This window comes from Achromobacter sp. UBA5777 (assembly GCF_002418565.1).
Taxonomy (GTDB): Bacteria; Pseudomonadota; Gammaproteobacteria; order Burkholderiales; family Burkholderiaceae_B; genus Achromobacter; species Achromobacter animicus.
In genome coordinates, this window is record NZ_DIEJ01000130.1 from 5,360 (window position 1) to 22,043 (window position 16,684).

Below are 16,684 nucleotides of genomic sequence, written 5' to 3' on the forward strand. Positions count from 1 at the left end.
GTCGGGCGACCTACGAAGATCCTCGTGGCAGCAAGATCACCAACCGCGAAGCCCCCAGACGCCCGTCCGACGTTCAACATCCTCACCCATCACACCGGTATCAAACCCGTGACGTTACGAATGCAATTGCTACGGTCCCACGGCGTACGGCGGCCGCAAGCACATCATTTGTCGCATTACACGCCCTGCCCGCGCGCCGATCCGCAGCAGCACGCCGCTACGATGGCCGCACTCACCACCGCACCAGGAGCAAGTCATGAAAATCCCTTTCCGCCATCTAGCCGTCGCCGCCGCCTTCATCGCGGCGCAGTGCTACGCAGGCGCCGCCAGCGCTCAGTGGCTCGACGCCGTAAAGGGACAGATGGAAGGCGCGGGACAAGGCAGTTCAGCCCAAAGCGGTTCAACCCAAGGCGGTACAACCCAAGGCGGCATCCTGCAAGGCCTAGGCAACAGCCTGCCGCTCTCTTCGCTCACCCCCGCCTCAGCCGGCAACGCAGCCGGCGTGCTCGAGTTCTGCATGAAAAACAACTACCTGGCCGGCGGCGATGCCCCGGCCCTGAAAGACAAGCTGATGGGCAAGATCGGCGGCGGCTCAACGCAAAAAGCCAAATCAGATTCCGGATACCTTGCCGGCCTGCAAGGCCTGCTAAACGGCAGCGACGGCAAATCGGTCGACCTGAGCGGCGGCGGACTGAAAGAGGAACTCACCCGCAAGGCATGCGATCAGGTCCTCAAACACGCGAAGTCGTTCCTGTAGCCGGGCGCCCAAAAATATCCTCCCGCGCCGCACGGCTCAACGCCACCACCGCCGGATGCTCCAGCCGCTGGTCGGTCGTGATCGCGTAGAACTGCTCCTTCACGTCCGCCGCGTGCCCGATCACGCGCACCCGATACTGCTTGCATAGATAGGCCGCCGTCGCCGTCGGCGCGACAAACAGCCCCGTTCCCGTCTGCCCGAAAGAATTCATCAGCGCACTATCGTCGAATTCACCCACGATGCGCGGCCGGATGTCATGCTCATCGAACCATTGCAAAAGCCGCGGCCGGATCGCCGCGTCTTCGCCCGGCAACAGGAACGGCGCCTGGTCCAGCAGCGCCGGAAACGTCCCCACCAAGCTGTCCAGCAACGCCGGCGATCCAAAGAACGTCAGCCCGCATTCCCCCAGCAGATGGCTGAACCCCCGCACGTTCAGATTGTTCGGCATCGGCCGATCCGCGATCACCATGTCGAAGCGATGCACCGCCAGATCCGCCAGCAGATACGGCAACCGCCCTTCGCGACAGATCAGCCGCACGTCCTGATCCAGGTGCAAGGCCGGTTCGATCATCCGGTACACCATCGCCTTGGGCATACCCTCCGCCACCCCCACCTTGAACTCCAACGCACGCCGAGCCGGCCGCTCGCGAAGGTCGTCCAGCAGTTCGTCGCCCATCGTGAAAATGCGATCCGCATACAGCAGCGCATGGCGGCCAACGTCGGTCAGTTCCAGACCGCGGCCCGCGCGCCGGAACAGTTCCGTGCCGAGTGTGGATTCCAGTTCCTGGATCTGGCCGCTGATCGATTGCGGCGTGCGCTGAAGCTGCTGCGCCGCGCGGGCGATGCTGCCCGCCTTCGCGACCGTCCAGAAATAGCGCAGATGCTTGTAGTTGAGAGTGACCATGGCTGATCAATCCAAAAAATCTGACTATCGGGTCATCATAATGCGGATTGTTGGAGGAATCGCCGCGCACTAGACTGGGTTTGTGCGATTGCAGTACCTGTTTTCCCATTGCGCGGCGCACGCGGCGCGATGGAAGGAGGCACCCCTCATGAACCGGGTTGAAACCTTTGCCACGCTGCCGATGTGGGCGGGGTTCGTGGGATTCGTGCTGATCGTGCTGGCGCTGGACCTCTATGCGTTCGGCGGGCGCCGCGCCCACCGCGTGTCCTCGCGCGAGGCGCTCTGCTGGGTGGGCGCGTGGATGACGCTTGCCACGCTGTTCGGCGGCCTGATGTGGTGGTATCTGGACGCCACCCTGGGCCGGGCGGTCGCGCATCAGAAGGCGCTAGAGTTCTACACCGGCTACCTCATCGAACTGTCCCTCTCCGTGGACAACATGTTCGTCTTCTCGCTGATCTTCACGTACTTCGCCGTGCCGCTGGAATTGCAGCGGCGCGTGCTGCTGTACGGCGTGCTCGGCGCCATCGTCATGCGGATCAGCATGATCCTGGCCGGCGTGTGGCTGCTGTCCCAGTTCGCGTGGCTGTTCTATGTGCTGGGCGCCTTCCTGATCTTCACCGGGCTGAAGATGCTGTTCACCGCGGGCCGCCAGCCGGACATCGCCGGCAATCCGCTAGTGCGCTTTCTGCGGTCCACCATGCGGATCACCAAGGACTATCACGGGCAGTCGTTCTTCGTGCGCATCGACGGGTTGCGTTACGCGACGCCGATGTTCGTCGTGCTGGTCGTGATCGAGGCGACGGACGTGGTGTTTGCCGTGGACAGCATTCCCGCCATCTTTGCGGTGACGACCGACCCGTTCATCGTCTTTACATCCAATATTTTCGCCATCATGGGCCTGCGGGCGATGTATTTCCTGCTGGCGGACATGGTGGCGCGGTTTCACTATCTCAAGTACGGCCTGGCGTCGGTGCTGGTCATCATCGGCGGCAAGATGCTTGCCGAACAATGGGTCCACGTGCCGGTGCACTGGTCGCTTGGGGTGGTGGGCGTGATCCTGCTGGCGTCGGTGGGCGCAAGCTGGGTGATGCCCGGACGGGGCGCGCATAAGCCCGCGCGCCGCGAAGCCAGGAAGTCTTGAACCGGAGGTCTGCCATGAACACGATCATTCTCGCCACCGACGGGTCGCTGCACAGCGATGCGGCGGCCCGATTTCTGGTGGAAAGTCCCCTTCTGAACCGCGATTTCGTCGTGCACGTGGTGCACTGCGAGCCCGACGTGGGTGGTGACGTGAAGTCCTTCATCGACAAGGAGGACATCGCCGCCTGGCACCACGAGGAAAGCGGCAAGGCGATGCAATCGGTGGTCGGTATCCTGAGCGCCGCCAACGTCGGCCACGAATGCCACGAGTTCGTCGGCTTCACGCCGGAGAAGATCGTCGAGTATGCGAAGCAGATCGACGCCGGGGCGATCGTGATCGGCTCGCATCATCACAGCCCGCTGATCAACGCCATCCGGGGCTCGGTCAGCGGGCGGATCCTGGCGCACTCGCCTTGTCCGGTGATGCTGGTCTGAGGCGGCCGCGCGTCGTGAAGCGCCGGCCTGTTTGACACGCCGCTACCGCGGCGCGGGCCGCGGGGGCGCGGCAGTGGTATCTTCTGCGAATCTTTCGCTTTGCACCCCGCGCCCATGTCCGACGTTCCCGTTCCCGCCGATTCGCCTGTTTCCGACGAACCGGCGGCCCCCCACCGGCCCTTCATCCAGAATGCCGGCACCCGGCGCACCCTGCATTTCACGCAGCAGGAGATCCAGAGCAGCATGTCGCTGCTGAATCCCGATGCGCTCGAAATCGAATACACGCGGATGATGATGGGCTTCGTGCTGTTCAAGCCGGAACCGGCCGACATCCTGATGGTGGGACTGGGCGGGGGATCGCTGCCCAAGTTCTGCCACCGTTATCTGACGGCAGCGCGCGTCACGGTGGTGGAAATCGATCCCGCCGTCATCGCGTTGCGCGACGCCTTCATGGTGCCGCCGGACAGCGAGCGCTTTCAGGTCATCCAGGCCGATGCGGCGCAGCATCTTGCCGGGCTGACGGACGCCGCCGACGTGATCCTGCTGGACGGATTCGTGGCCGGCGGCATTCCGGATGCGCTGTGTTCCGCCGCCTTCTACGCCGACTGCCATCGCGCCCTGCGCGACGATGGCATCCTGGTGATCAACTTCCACGTCAATCACCCCATGCACCACGAATACCTGGACCGCGTGCGCGACGCGTTCGGCTCGTCGATGTTCGAGGTGGTCGACGACGACATGACCAACAGCATCGTGTTCGCCTGCAAGGGCAACCTGCTGGACAACCCGGCGGCTGCGCAACTCACGCGACCGGCCACGATGCCCAAGGATGCATGGCGCCAGCTCATGCCGACGATGCGTGTGATCGGAGCGACGCTGGAACTGCGTTAATTCAGGCGTTGCGCTATGCCGGATCGCTCAGCATGATGGACAGCAGCTCCCGGGTGGCGCGCGACAGGGCGCCGGGCGTCTGCGCACCACCTTTCTCGCCGAGTGTGTTCGTCAGGTTCGATACCGTCTGCGCGACGGCGTCGTCGTCCAGCACCTTTGGTGCGGGTCCGGTTCCTTCTGTGGGGACGGGCGGCGGCGTGATGTGCTTTTTGGCCGCCTTCAGCAACTCCGCCACCGGATCGGCCTTGCCCCGCGCGTTGACGCGGTCGGTCATCGCGGTGGCCAGGCTCTTGCCGCCACTGCGGGTCCGCAGGCCCGATCGCTCGCTCGCGGCCTCCCACGCGCCGCGCTGCGCGGCATAGGCCGTCAGCAACGCGAAGCGGTCCGCGTCGATGAGCAACGGCGATTCCGCCACGGCGATCAACAGGGACTGGTAGGCGGCGCTGGCGGCCGTGGCGTCGTTGCCGATCAGCGCTTTGGAGACGTCCTTCCACAGATGATGGAACGGCAGCGTGGTGGCCGCGGCGAACATGTCCGCACCCAGCGTCGCGCGCTGCTCGAAGGCCAGGACCAGATAGTCGACGTCGTTGACCGGCTCCGGTTTGCCTGCGCCGTTCTGGCGGTGCAGCACGCCGTCGACGAGTTGCAGCCCAGACAGCTTGTCCTGCGAATCCGCGCCCGCCAGGACGCGATAACCGCTGCGCCGCAGGGCGTCGCCATCATAGACCCCGAATCGCACGCTGACGCCGTCCGTGCCGAACAGTTTGGCCAGCGGCGTGAGCAGGCTTTCTCCCGTCTTGACGATGGCGCCGCCCACCGGGCCGCCCAGCATCGTGACCGCGGTGGACACGAAATCCAGGATGCCGCGCGACAGGCTGCTGTCGGCGAAGCGGCACAACGCCGCGTACATCTCCAGCCCATCGCTGGCATACGGAACATTGCGCGCGACATAGACATCGCGAAACGCCACGCGGCGGGCCCCGGCGTCTGGCGCCGCCGCGCCCAGCGCCTGCTGGATGAGGTCATAGCCGACGATGTATGGAATCTCGCGCCGCGTGCCGTCCGCGCCGTACCGCAGAAAGAACGTGCACAGCGGCAGGAACTGGCTGAGATAGTTGCCCGCGTCGCACAGGCGCATTTCCACCAGCCGGACGCTGAAGTAGCACTGGCCGGGCACGAAGGCGGCGCCGTCCATGCCCGCAGCCAGCGCGGGCGTGCCGCCGGGCGGCTCGATCTCCGCGTAGAAGTTGCGCCCCGCAGGCACGGTCGGCAGCAGCGCGCCCACGCCGTCCCCGCCTGCCGCCTTGTTGCCGATGCCGCGCAGCATGCCAAATATTCCGTCCATGTCAGCTCCTTGTCCGGCGTGGCCGCCGCCCGCTCAGTCGCGCACGATGGCCATTGCCGATGCCCACGTCGGCAGGTCGCCCGCGTCGCCTTGCGCGGCCTTGCACGCATAGCGGTAGGCCTCCGCCAGGTCCTTGGGCTGCGCCGCATCCAGGTACACGTCGTAAAAGCGCTGGATGTAGCGCGCGCAGGATTCTTCCTCGACCTGCCAACGAAAGGCCAGCACGCCGGCCGCGCCCGCGCGCATGACCTCCAGCGCGGTGCGCACCGACGCGCCGCTGCACGAAGACAGCACCAGCAGCTTGCATTTGCCCGCCTCCATCCACTGGCCGATCAGCCGGATCGACAACTGCCAGGCCTCGCCGTCTTCGCCGGGCAGCACCAGCATCGTGCTTTCGCCTTCCGAGACCGAATGGCCGGCGAAGTGGAAGATGTCGTAGTTGCCCGTGCACAGACGCGCTTCGATGCGGCGTTGCAGGTCCGCGCCCACGAGCCCCGCTTCATCGGCGGCGCGCACGTGGTCGATGATCAGGTGCCCCGGCGCGCGCGCGGCCAGTTCCGCAAGGTGCTCGCGCTCCTTGGCCACGGATTGCAGCGGCCCGAACTCCATCGCCGGCAGCGCGGGCCCGCCGTCCTCGCGCCGGAAGGTGACGGTGCCGAACACCGAGCTGGCGTCCATGAACAGCATCCGCACCGGCTGGCCGGGCGTGCGCGCGTCCGGCTCCCAGCGCGGCGCGGGCGCCGTGCCGTCCAGATGCAGACGCCGCGCCATCGGCAGTTCCAGGCACAGGTAACGGCCGCTGTCGGCGCCGAACTCGCGGCCCATCTCAAAGGGCAGGTTGAACAGGCGCGACACCTCCTGGCTGGCCAGGTTGAATTCGAAGCGCAGGTCCAGTCCCGCGAAGGCCCCCGCGCCCGGCGACACTTCCTCGTCGCGCGCGCGCTGGATCAGCTTGGCGACCGGCGCGCCCAGACTATGGGTGACCATGGCGCTGAAGACGTCCTCGCCCACGCCGCTCAGGTCTTTCAGCCATTGGGGCGCCTTGGTCTCGCCCAGATAGGGACTGAAGGTCTCGATACGGCCCACCAGCGCCGAGATGCGGTCGCGCTCCTTGTACGGCATGTCCTGAGACGAATACTCGTGGCGCCCCATCTGGATGCGGTAGGTGATCGAGTGCTCGCCCACGCGAATGATCAGCCGCCGCCGGCGCTTGGGCGCAAGCGGCGTCAGGCAGGTGAGCACGGTGGCGACTTCCGCGCCGCTGTTGACGTTTGCCTTCGCATCGTTGGTCCACATGAAGACCTGGGGACGTTCCAGCACATAGCGCTGCACCAGTTCGGGCGGGTCGACCGCCAGCACCAGCAGCGGGACCGTCGAGCGCGCGGCGATCCATTCCAGCAGTTCCACGGCTGCCGCGCCGGGCTTGCCGCGTTTGCTGGCCGTGGAGCCGAGCCGGGCGTCGATGATGACGAGCCGGGGTTCGATGCGGGGCGTGGACATGTCCCACGATTCGAGCTGCGTCTTGGCGCTTTCCAGCGACGTGCGGCGGCGCAGCTCCGCGCCGACGAACGGTGCAATCGCGGGATACTGCTGCACAAGGCGATGCAACTGGGCAAGGTTGTTGGCCCAGTCGTCCTCGTGCTCGTCGTTCATGCTGGCCAGCAGAATGAAATTCGGTCCGGCGGCGTCGTGTTCCATGATGGCGATTCCATGATCCCGATGGCCTAGCCGGCCCGCAGCGGCAGGATCAGCGTGAACGCGCGCCACGGCGGCGTGACGGACTCGTAGGCCTGCGGCGGCGCATCCGATAGCGGCGGGTCGGTGACAAGCGCGCCGCCGTGGTCGATCACCGTTTCCTGGATCTGCGTGATGGCGATGCTGGCGCCGTCGTGCGCCGCGCGTTCGGCGTTGAGCAGCGCATCGTCGGGCACGGCGTGCACCGGCGGGTCGGACTCCCACACTTGCGCCTCGCTCAGGCCGAAGCGGATCTCGCAGCCGTCCGGCCCGGTGTCCAGGTCGACCGTGACGCGGGCGTCGTCCGCGTTGCGGCAGCGCAGCAGGTAATCGATCATCGACCGGAAGGCCGCAGCCAGCGCCTGCGCATCGCCGGACACGGTCGGGCCGTCGCGCGAGGCCGTGTGGTTCGTGAACGCGATCCGGCGCTGATCGCGCGCAGGCAAGGCGGTCACCACCTCCTGTAGGCGCGCGCCCAGTTCGACATCGCTGTGCGTGGCGCGCGTGCGGCGCCGCGATTCGCTGGCGCCGGCCAGCCGCTCGAACGTGATGTCGGCCTTGCCGATCTCGGCCACGATGCGTTGGCTCAGGTCCTGCGCCTGTGCCGCAACAACATCTGCCGGCGTGCCCTGGCGGGCGTCGTCGTGCAGCAGGACCGTCTGCGACGTCAGGCTGCACGCCAGCGACAACGAGGTGCGCGTCTGCCGGGCCACTTCGGCCACGGTCTCGCGCAGATAACGCAGGTCGCGCGCCCAGCCCAGATCCGCAATGTCGGTAAAGAACCAGATCGACATGTCCAGACTGGGATCCAGGTCGGTCCGTGTCGCCAGCACGGAGCGCGGCTGGCCGGTGCTGTCCAGCAGCTCGATGCGCTCGCGCTTGACGGTAAAGGTGGAGGTCAAGACGCCCAGCGTCGCCTCGTCGCCCGCGATGGCGTAGTCGGTGATCGACGGCGATTCGGTCAAGGTGCGCCCGCGCCGCGGTTCCGCGCCCAGCATGTCGGTCGCCACGCGGTTCATCTCGATGACGGCGCCCTCGCGTCCCACAAACACCACGGCCTGCTCGGTTTCCGCCATGAGGCTTTGCTTGGTCTGGCTGAGCAGATGCTGGGCCAGGCCTTCTTCCAGCGACGCGATGATCTGCATCAGGTCGTCGATATCCGGTCCCTTGAACGCATGCGAAACCGAGGACTCCACGTCCAGCAGCCACCGTATCCGGCCGTTCAGATGGATGGGCACGGTCATGGCCGAGCGCAGCGGCCGCTTCGGGCCGCCATAGCCGTGCTGCGCGTAAATGGGATTGCCGATATCGTCCACCGCCAGCAGGCAACCCTGCGCCAGCGTGGCGCCCAGCATGCCCTTGTCGGTGGGTTGTTTGTAATCGGCGGGCAGCGCGTACGCCGGCGCCAGGCTGTGCTGCGTGACGACCTCGAACCGGTTGTCCTGGCGGTTGACGCGATACAGCGCCACATGTTCCCACGAGAAGTGCTGCGAGAGCTGGGCGATGATCTCGTCGGCGGCGTGGCGCAGCGAGGCGGCGGCCATCACCTTGCGCCGCAGGGAATCCGCGAACTCGGCGCGCTCGTCGTCGCGTTCCTTTTCAAAGCGCATCAGCACGGGCTCAAGGTCCAGGGTGCGCAGCATCTCCAGATGCCGCTCGCCATACGCGCCCGGCTGCCGCGAGCACAGGCTGAGCGCCGAGCTGTAGCCGTCCGCGCGCGTTACGGGCAGCGTGACCGAGGCCTCGATGCCCAGGTCCTGGTAGCAGCGCACGATCTCGTTGCCGGGCTCGGGCATGTTCTCGCGGACGAACGCGCCGATCTCGTCGACCCACGTCCGGCCGGAATCCAGGAACGCACGTATCGTGGGCGGCAGGTCCATCCAGCGTGCGGGCCACAGTTCCACGCCTTCCGGGCGCACGGCGATCGCGCGAAACAGTGACACGTCGTTGCCGTAGATGCCGAACACCGCGTGTTCGAACGGGATGAGGCGCCGAATCTGTTCCAGGATGCGGTCCAGCTTCGCGCGCCAGCCGCCAATCGCCGGGTCCAGCGCGATGCGCCGGATTTCGTCGCGCGCGGACTCCAGCGTGCGCGACTGGATCACGGCGATCACGCCCAGCAGCTGGCCGTTGGGCGCGGGATCGGGCGTCATGACCAGCTCGAACTGCCGGTCGGCGTCGTCCGGAACGGGGATGGCAATGGTCACGGCGACCATGGCATCGCCTTCCGTGTCCTCGATGCAGCGCAGGATGGCGCGCTGCACCGGTCCGCCGTCGGACGGCCGGAAATGCGCCGCCAGCCGGGTGCCGCACAGCGCGTCGCGCGGCAGGCCCAGCGTGCGCGCCGCCTCGGGGTTGGCAAAGCGGATCACGCCCTGAAGGTCCAGGCGGAACACCGCGTAGGGCGTGCGCTCGAATCGGTGGGCTTCGGCGTCGCGGAACGGCGAGCCGTCATTGACCAGCACGATGAGTTCGCCGCTGTCCAGCGTGCACAGCGGGATGAGCTGCGCGGGCACGCGCGCGCCGCCAGGGCGCCGATACACGACGTCAACGGCGCCGTCGCCCATGCGCAGCGGTTTGGCAAGGCCGTAGACCTGGCTGACGTGGCGGCCGACGAGCGCATCGCGCGCCAGCGGCAGGACGCTGCTGGCCGCCACGATCTCGCCGGTGGCGGCCAGCACGAGGCAAGGCACGCCGACCTGGGACAGCACGCGCGCAACCTCCGCGGGCTCGCCAAACAGGGAAAACTCGCGCAGCGCCGCGTCCCGGGGAAGCGCCGGGGCGTCGCGATAGGGTTCCATCTCTGTCATGACAAGACCTCTTCACCCGCGGTCACCGCTTGATGAACGCGATGACCTGCTGTTGCGTGCCCTTGTCGTTGTCGAATCCGCCGTGCGTGCTGGACGCCACCGGCGCCACGCGGGCGGTGGCGGACGGGCTGCCGGCCGGCGAGACGTGGACCGCATCGCACGGAATGGCGGCCTCGCGAAAGTAGCGTTCCATGCCGAGCAGCGGCGTGGTGGTGCCGCCCTCGAACGATTCGCTGACCAGGTACAGCAGCGAACGGCGATAGGGGCCGCAGGTCGGGTCGTCTTCTTCGGCGCGATCCGACAGATGGAATTGCTGATAGCGCTTCACGCGGCTGCCCAGGTGCGGCACGACCAGGTCCTGGAAGGTCTTCATCGTGACGGCAGGCGCCATCAGGCTCAGCGATTCCAGCTCCCCGCCGTCCGCGGTCAGGCGCTTGACGAAGTGGCTGGCGACGATGGCGCCCGCCGAATGGCCCACGATGTGCAGGCGCACGCGGCCGCGCGCGACGTGCGTTTTGAAATGCTTGTACAGCAGGATCATCGCGGCTTCTTCGCCGCCATTGATGGCCGGCTCGCTCATGGCTTCGGCGTTCTGCTTCATCTCGCCCCAGATCACCGTGCCGGGGCGCGCCAGCCACCGCTCAAGCCGCTGGTTCCACCAGCGTTCCAGCCGCTCGCCGATGCCGCCGGTGGTGCGCGGCACGTCGCTCGCCGCGTCGCGGATGATGTTCTTCACGGTGCTGATGAAGTCCGTTTCCCACATCAGGAAGACGGGGAAGATCTGGTTGTCGTACAGCAGCGGAATCCATTCGGCGGCGGCCTCGGCCGCGTCGTTCTCGCCGACCAGGCCGCCATGCGCGTAGACGCAGACATCCATCGGTTTGTCTTTCAGATTCCAGCGTTCGCGCGCCGCGCCCATGTGCACATCCACGATGGCGCGAAGATCGTCCTGTGTGGTGCGAAAGGCCCCGCTATTGCTGAGCTTGCCGTTGTTGCCGACATTGACGATGAAGGGCGTAAGCTCGCGGTCGCGCAGCACCTTGCCCGCCGCCAGCGTCACCTTCTGACCTTCCGTACGCAGGCTGATGCTGTTGGCGATCCGTTCGTGCTCGTGCGTGACCACGCCCAGCTGCACGACCCAGCAGTCCATCGCGTTGCGCAGCCAGTCGTCATAGGTCAGCACGGCCATGCCATGCGTGCCCCATTCCTCGCCCCACGAGTTCTGGATCAGAAAGCCGTCCTGCGTGTAGCCGACGATGACGAAGGCGTGGCCCTGCATCGCCATGTCCTGGCCGGTGGTCGGAATGACCCAGAACGGCCGGGTGACGGGCGTGGGCTCGTCGTCGTGCGGCGTGACGCCGTGGCCGTCGTCCCAGCCGTCGTGGCAGCCCGCGCTGGCGTACAGAATGCCGACCTCGTTCAGCGCGGCGTGCATTTCCACGATGCTGCGCGTGTCGATCCGGTAGTAGGCGCCCAACGGCCGCTTCACGGCGTCCAGCCACCAGTCGTCTTCGGGGCGCTTGGCGGCAGGCGGCATGTCGATGGTGGGGAACAGACCCTGCGCGCAGGCGCCGTGCCGGAACCAGCCCTTCAACGCGCCGCGCAGGCTGGAACCGCTGTCGTCGACCGATCCCGGAAACTCGTCGTAGCGCCGCGCCATGGAATACAGCATGTAGGGCGAGATTGCGGGGCGCGTGTCTCGCTCGGACTTGCGCAGCAGGTATTCGACCACCGTGGACAGCGCAAACCCCGTGCAGGCCGACGTTTCGCCCTGGTGCTTTACCGTCAGTCCCATCACGGGAATCATCTCTGCCTTGGGCGTGACGGAGATGTTCGGCCGGAACAGGATGTCGCGCGCGTCGAAGGCATCGGGCTTGGCGGATCGTTCAAAGAGCCGCGCGGCGGGGGCGTCATCCTGTTTGCGGCGCTTGCGGGTCTTCGCGGGCGGATCGTCAGGCGCCGAAGCGGACGCTTGCGCCACGCGCTTGGGCTTCTTCTTTGCCGCGGGCTTGGCCGCCGTGCGCGCTGCCGCCTTTCGGGTCGCCATGTCGTTCTCCCAATGCCGGCGGCCGGCTAGGACGCCAGCTTCAAGCTGGCGATGTAGCGCGGCGCGTCGGCGGCCAGCTTGGCCTGCACGTCGTCGCGCAGCTGTTCATACAGGGCGGCGTTCAGCGTCAGGCGCTGCGCGCAGGCCCAGAAATTCACCTGGCGCGCGCCCCACTGCGCAAACAGGAAACGCTTGCGGCTGTCCACGGCGCGAAAGTAGTAGGCGCCCAGCGCCATCGACAGCCCGCCGCCGCGATCGCGCTGCACCGCGCCCAACTGGAAGTTGCCGCCCGACTGCGACGACGCGTGAAAGTCGAAGAGCTTCACGGTGTCGTCGTCTTCGCCCAGCTGGCCCAGCGCGGTCACGGCCTGGTCCAGCACCGCCAGCTGATCGCGCCGCGCGACGGCCAGCAGCAGGTCGACGGCCACCTGGTCCATGCGGAACTCGCGCTCGTCTTCCTCGTGATGGGTGAAACTCATCTGCCCGCTGGTCCACCCCAGGTTCTCCAGCACTTCCACGTAGGTCTGATACCAGGCCTGCGCCTGCGTGAATCTGTCGTGCGCGGCGCTGGCCGCGCGTTGCGCCAGCTGCAGCGAATACAGCACGTCGCCGCGTTCCTGCTCCTGCAGGCCTGCCGCAAACGACAGCACGCTGCCGGCGTTGATGCTGGCCTGCGGCGTCTGCCGGGCGGTCTTGCCCGCAGCGCCGGCACGCAAGACGGCGCCAGAACGCTTGGCGGACGCGCGCCGCCGCGCGACGGGCATACCGGGCGGCTCTAGGGTCTGCACCGCCAGGTCGTTGAGGTAGCCGTGGATACCAACCGCGTTGACGCCGTGGTCCGGCATGGTCGAGGTGGGCGCGGCGCTTTTGGATGCAAGGCGCGCGGCCGGAAGCGGCGGCGGGGCGGGCGATACCAGCGCGCCGTCCTCGGAAAACGTGGCGGCCAGGATGAAGTCCGCTTCCGCCGCGGAATAAGCGGGATCCCAATGCGAGTTTTCGGGAACGTGGCAGTGGCCGAAATGCCCGCTGGCCGAATCCCAGGTGGCGGGGTCGCGGTTGTGGCCGCCGGGATCCTTGCCGTTCTTGGCAGGCAAGGGGCGGCCGGACGGCCACTTGCGCGGGATGCCGTGCTGTTCCTCGATCCAGCGGCACAGGCGCGCCACGTTGGTCAGCGCGCGGCTGTCCTTGGGTAGATGCGCGAATCCCACCAGCTCGATCTGCACTGCCGAATCGCGGTTGGTCTGCACGCCGCCCGCATCATTGCGCAGCGCCCGCGCGCCTTCGGCGGTGTCGACGTGCTGGAAGATGGTGGTGGCGTCGACCGTGAAGTGGGGGTCGGAGCGGTTGCGGCGGAACGCGTCCATCGCACCCTGCGCGGTGCTGCCCTCGGTGGTGTGATGGACGATCTTGAAGGGGCCGCCAAGATGAGGCCCGCACGAACCCGATATGGGCCGCCACGTCGCGAATGGACATCGTGCCATCGATGGTCTCCTGGGAACGGGCGCGGGTGTTCTTGGCAAGACGACATGACGACGATGATGCGGCGCCCATTGCAGGGATATATATGCGGACCTCATCCGCCTTGCTAGTAGCCGAAAGTATTAATCCTTGAATTTGCAATGGTGCTTACGCATCATCCGGCCCCGCTTGCACTCCTCCAGAGGGATGAGACGCGGCGGCCGGGACGCATGCTGCGGCGTTCAGGCTGCTTTCTGAATCCGCACCGGAATCGACTTGTAGCTGGGCGTGCCGCTTGCCGAGTCCTGGTAATCCAATGGGCACAGGTTGTTGGCTTCCGGGTAATAGGCGCCGACCGAGCCCGCCGCGATGTCATGCTGGATCGCCGTCAGCCGCAGCCGGCGGTGCGTCTGGCCTGGCAGGCTGGTGACGATGTCGACCTCGTCGCCGTGCGCAATGCCGTAGCGCGCCAGGTCGGCGGCATTCATGAACAGCACGTCCCGCCGGCCGAACACGCCGCGATAGCGGTCATCCATGCCGTAGATCGTGGTGTTGTACTGGTCGTGGCTGCGCAGCGTGGTGAGCCGCAGGATGTTGCCTTCGACGATGTCCGGATCTTCACGCAAACCCGCGAACGGAATGAACTCCGCCTTGCCCGACGCCGTCTTCCAGATGCGCTCGGTGGGCGGCAGCGGCAGCCGGAAGCCGCCGGGGATGCGGATTCGTGCGTTGTAGTCGCGGAAATCCGGGTAGATCTTTTCGATCAGGTCGCGGATGCGGTCATAGTCTTCGATCAGGTGCGCCCAGTTGACGCGGCTGCTCCGCAGGGTCGCCTGCGCCATGCCGGCGATGATGGCCGGTTCCGAACGCAGGTGCGGTGAGGCAGGCGCCAGCTTGCCGCGCGAGGCATGCACCATCGACATCGAATCCTCGACCGTGACCGATTGCGCGCCGCCGGCCTGGACGTCGCTCTCCGTGCGGCCCAGCACCGGCAGGATGATCGATGCCTTGCCGATCAACAGGTGCGAGCGGTTCAGCTTGGTGTTCAGATGCACCGCCAGATCCAGTTGCCGCATGCCGCGCTCGCAGGCCTCGGTGTCGGGCAGCGCGATCGCGAAGTTGCCGCCCAGGCAGATCAACGCCTTGGCGCGGCCCGCGGCCATCGCCTTCATGGCTTCGACTGCATCATGGCCGGTGCGGTTGGGAGGCCGGAAGCCAAAGGTCTGCTCGACGTGGTCGAACATGGTGTTGTCGATCTTTTCGGTGATGCCCACCGTGCGGTTGCCCTGCACGTTCGAATGCCCGCGCAGGGGACAGATGCCCGCGCCCGGCTTGCCGAAGTTGCCGCGCATCAAGAGCAGCGCGGCGATCTGCTGCACGTTGCTCGTGCCTTTTTCGTGCTGGGTGATGCCCATGCCGTAGGTGACGATGGTGGCGTTGGCGCGCGCATAGGCCTCAGCCACCAGCTCCAGGTCGCGCCGGCGCAGGCCGCTGGCCTGTTCGATGTCGGTCCAGCTCGTGGCGTCCAGGTCCTGCGCGAAGGCCTCGTAGCCGTTGGTGTGCCGCGCGATGAATTCGTGGTCCAGCGTGTTGCGCCCGTCGCGGTCCGCGTCCATCAGCGCCTTCATGATGCCCTTGAGCGCGGCGGCATCGCCGCCGACCTTGACCTGGTAGTACGTGGAGGCGATGGCCGTGGAGCCGAAGGTGCCCATCTCGATCGGGTCCTGCGGATCGGCAAAGCGCTCCAGCGAACGCTCGCGCAGCGGGTTGAACACGATGATGGGCACGCCGCGGCGCGCGCATTCATGCAGGGTGCCCATCATGCGCGGATGGTTGGTGCCGGGGTTGTGCCCCATCGAGATGATGAGGTCGCACTTGTCGAAGTCGTCCAGCGACACCGTGCCCTTGCCGATGCCGATGGCCTTGGGCAGTCCGACGCTGGTGGCCTCGTGGCACATGTTGGAGCAATCGGGGAAATTGTTGGTGCCGAATTCGCGCGCGTACAGGCTGAAGAGGAACGCGGCTTCGTTGGACGCGCGGCCCGACGTATAGAACTCGGCCATGTCCGGGTCCGGCAGGCTGGCCAGCGTCTGGCCGATGCGCGCGAACGCGGCGTCCCATTCGATGGGTTGATAGGTGTCGCTGGCAGCGTCGTACGCCAGCGGATGGGTCAGACGGCCTGCGTTCTCCAGGTCGTGATCGGTCCAGGTCAGCAGTTCGGTCACCGTGTGCGCCGCAAAGAATTCGGGCGTGACGCGCTTGCGGGTGGCTTCCCAGGTGACGGCCTTTGCGCCGTTTTCGCAGAACTGAAACGTGGACGTATGCGCCTTGTCGGGCCAGGCGCAGCCGGGGCAATCGAAGCCGTCGGGCTTGTTGGTGCGCAAGAGCAGCACGGGCGCCTCGGCAATGCGCATCTGGTTGGCCACCGCCTGCGCGGTCGCCTTCAACGCGCCCCAACCGCCCGCCGGGGCGTCGTAGCGGTGGATGCCAGTGGGTTTGCCTTGGGACATGCGGATCTCCGGATTTCAGGAAGCAGTGCGCGCGGCGGCGGGGGCGTCGGCAAGCCGCGCGCCGCGGGCGGCGAAATAGCGGCTGGTCAGCACCGAGCCGGCCACGGCCACGATGATGGGGACAAGAAAGGCCTGGTCGACCCGGGTGAATTCCAGGATCAGCACCACCGCGGTGAGCGGCATGCGCATCGACGAGGCCAGGAAGGCGGCCGCGCCCACCACGGCAAACGCGCCGGGCGGCGAATCAGGCCAGGCCAGGCTCCACAGGCCGCCCAACACGACGGCCATTGATGCGCCGACGGCGATGGCGGGGGTGAGCAGACCGCCCTCCGCGCCCGCGCGCAGCGTGCAGGCGACGACAACCACCTTCATCACGGCCAGCGTGGCGGCCAGGGCGATGGTCAGCTCGTTGTCGAAACTCAGTTGCGCCGGCCCTTTGCCGTTGCCCAGCAGCGCGGGCAGATAGATCGCGAGCAGGCCGATCAGCGTGAAGTTGACCAGGCAGGCCACGGGCAATTGCCAGCCCCGGGCGGCCTGGGCGCGCGCCGCGGCGGTCAGCCGCTGCCAGCCGTGGGCCGCGCATCCGAACAGCGGCCCGGCGGCGATCGCCCAAACCACGAGGCTTGCGTTGATCTGCATGGCGGGTACGGCGT

Annotated in this window: 12 protein-coding genes; 4 read left to right on the top strand and 8 right to left on the bottom strand. The window is 66.9% G+C overall.

Annotated features, from left to right (window positions below; all coding sequences use genetic code 11):
- The first annotated feature begins 256 nt into the window (after window positions 1-256).
- Window positions 257-757, top strand: coding sequence for a DUF2501 domain-containing protein (locus B3446_RS09645; protein ID WP_291380451.1), 501 nt, complete (start codon window positions 257-259; stop codon window positions 755-757).
- Here the strand turns inward: B3446_RS09645 and nhaR are convergent.
- Window positions 732-1,661, bottom strand: coding sequence for a transcriptional activator NhaR (gene nhaR, locus B3446_RS09650; protein ID WP_291380453.1), 930 nt, complete (start codon window positions 1,659-1,661; stop codon window positions 732-734). The two genes, B3446_RS09645 and nhaR, sit on opposite strands and share 26 nt — an antisense overlap.
- Window positions 1,662-1,809: 148 nt before the next feature.
- On the opposite strand from nhaR, the gene B3446_RS09655 reads away from it, so the two are divergent.
- The 3 genes from B3446_RS09655 to B3446_RS09665 all read left to right on the top strand — a co-directional run bounded on the left by B3446_RS09655 (window position 1,810) and on the right by B3446_RS09665 (window position 4,127).
- Entirely contained in the window at window positions 1,810-2,802 is a 993-nt protein-coding gene (locus B3446_RS09655) for a TerC family protein (RefSeq protein ID WP_291380455.1), read from the top strand.
- A 14-nt stretch (window positions 2,803-2,816) separates the two neighbouring features.
- Window positions 2,817-3,236 carry a universal stress protein gene (locus tag B3446_RS09660; RefSeq protein WP_291380457.1) on the top strand — a complete coding sequence of 140 codons (420 nt, stop codon included), beginning with the start codon at window positions 2,817-2,819 and terminating at the stop codon, window positions 3,234-3,236.
- 114 nt (window positions 3,237-3,350) lie between these two features.
- Complete coding sequence (locus B3446_RS09665) at window positions 3,351-4,127, top strand: fused MFS/spermidine synthase (protein ID WP_191576386.1); 777 nt, start codon at window positions 3,351-3,353, stop codon at window positions 4,125-4,127.
- Window positions 4,128-4,140: 13 nt separating this feature from the next.
- Here B3446_RS09665 and B3446_RS09670 read toward each other — a convergent pair whose 3' ends face one another.
- The 7 genes from B3446_RS09670 to B3446_RS09700 all read right to left on the bottom strand — a co-directional run.
- Window positions 4,141-5,472, bottom strand: a complete 1,332-nt coding sequence (locus B3446_RS09670; protein WP_291380460.1) for a hypothetical protein — start codon at window positions 5,470-5,472, stop codon at window positions 4,141-4,143.
- Between the two features lie 33 nt (window positions 5,473-5,505).
- On the bottom strand, window positions 5,506-7,170 hold the full coding sequence (locus B3446_RS09675; protein ID WP_291380462.1) for a CHAT domain-containing protein: 1,665 nt from the start codon (window positions 7,168-7,170) through the stop codon (window positions 5,506-5,508).
- A gap of 26 nt (window positions 7,171-7,196) precedes the next feature.
- A complete protein-coding gene (locus tag B3446_RS09680) occupies window positions 7,197-10,016 on the bottom strand; it encodes a PAS domain-containing protein (RefSeq protein ID WP_291380464.1) in 2,820 nt (939 codons plus the stop codon).
- A gap of 22 nt (window positions 10,017-10,038) precedes the next feature.
- Window positions 10,039-12,063: a C1 family peptidase gene (locus B3446_RS09685; protein WP_291380466.1), complete on the bottom strand. Its 2,025-nt coding sequence runs from the start codon at window positions 12,061-12,063 to the stop codon at window positions 10,039-10,041.
- A gap of 26 nt (window positions 12,064-12,089) precedes the next feature.
- The gene (locus B3446_RS09690) at window positions 12,090-13,544 is read right to left on the bottom strand and encodes a peptidoglycan recognition protein family protein (RefSeq protein WP_291380468.1); all 1,455 of its coding nucleotides are present in this window, start codon (window positions 13,542-13,544) and stop codon (window positions 12,090-12,092) included.
- 219 nt (window positions 13,545-13,763) lie between these two features.
- Window positions 13,764-16,031 carry an FdhF/YdeP family oxidoreductase gene (locus B3446_RS09695; protein ID WP_291380470.1) on the bottom strand — a complete coding sequence of 756 codons (2,268 nt, stop codon included), beginning with the start codon at window positions 16,029-16,031 and terminating at the stop codon, window positions 13,764-13,766.
- A gap of 15 nt (window positions 16,032-16,046) precedes the next feature.
- Window positions 16,047-16,684 (bottom strand): chloride channel protein (locus tag B3446_RS09700; protein ID WP_291380472.1); only part of this gene is annotated, 638 nt, incomplete at its 5' end.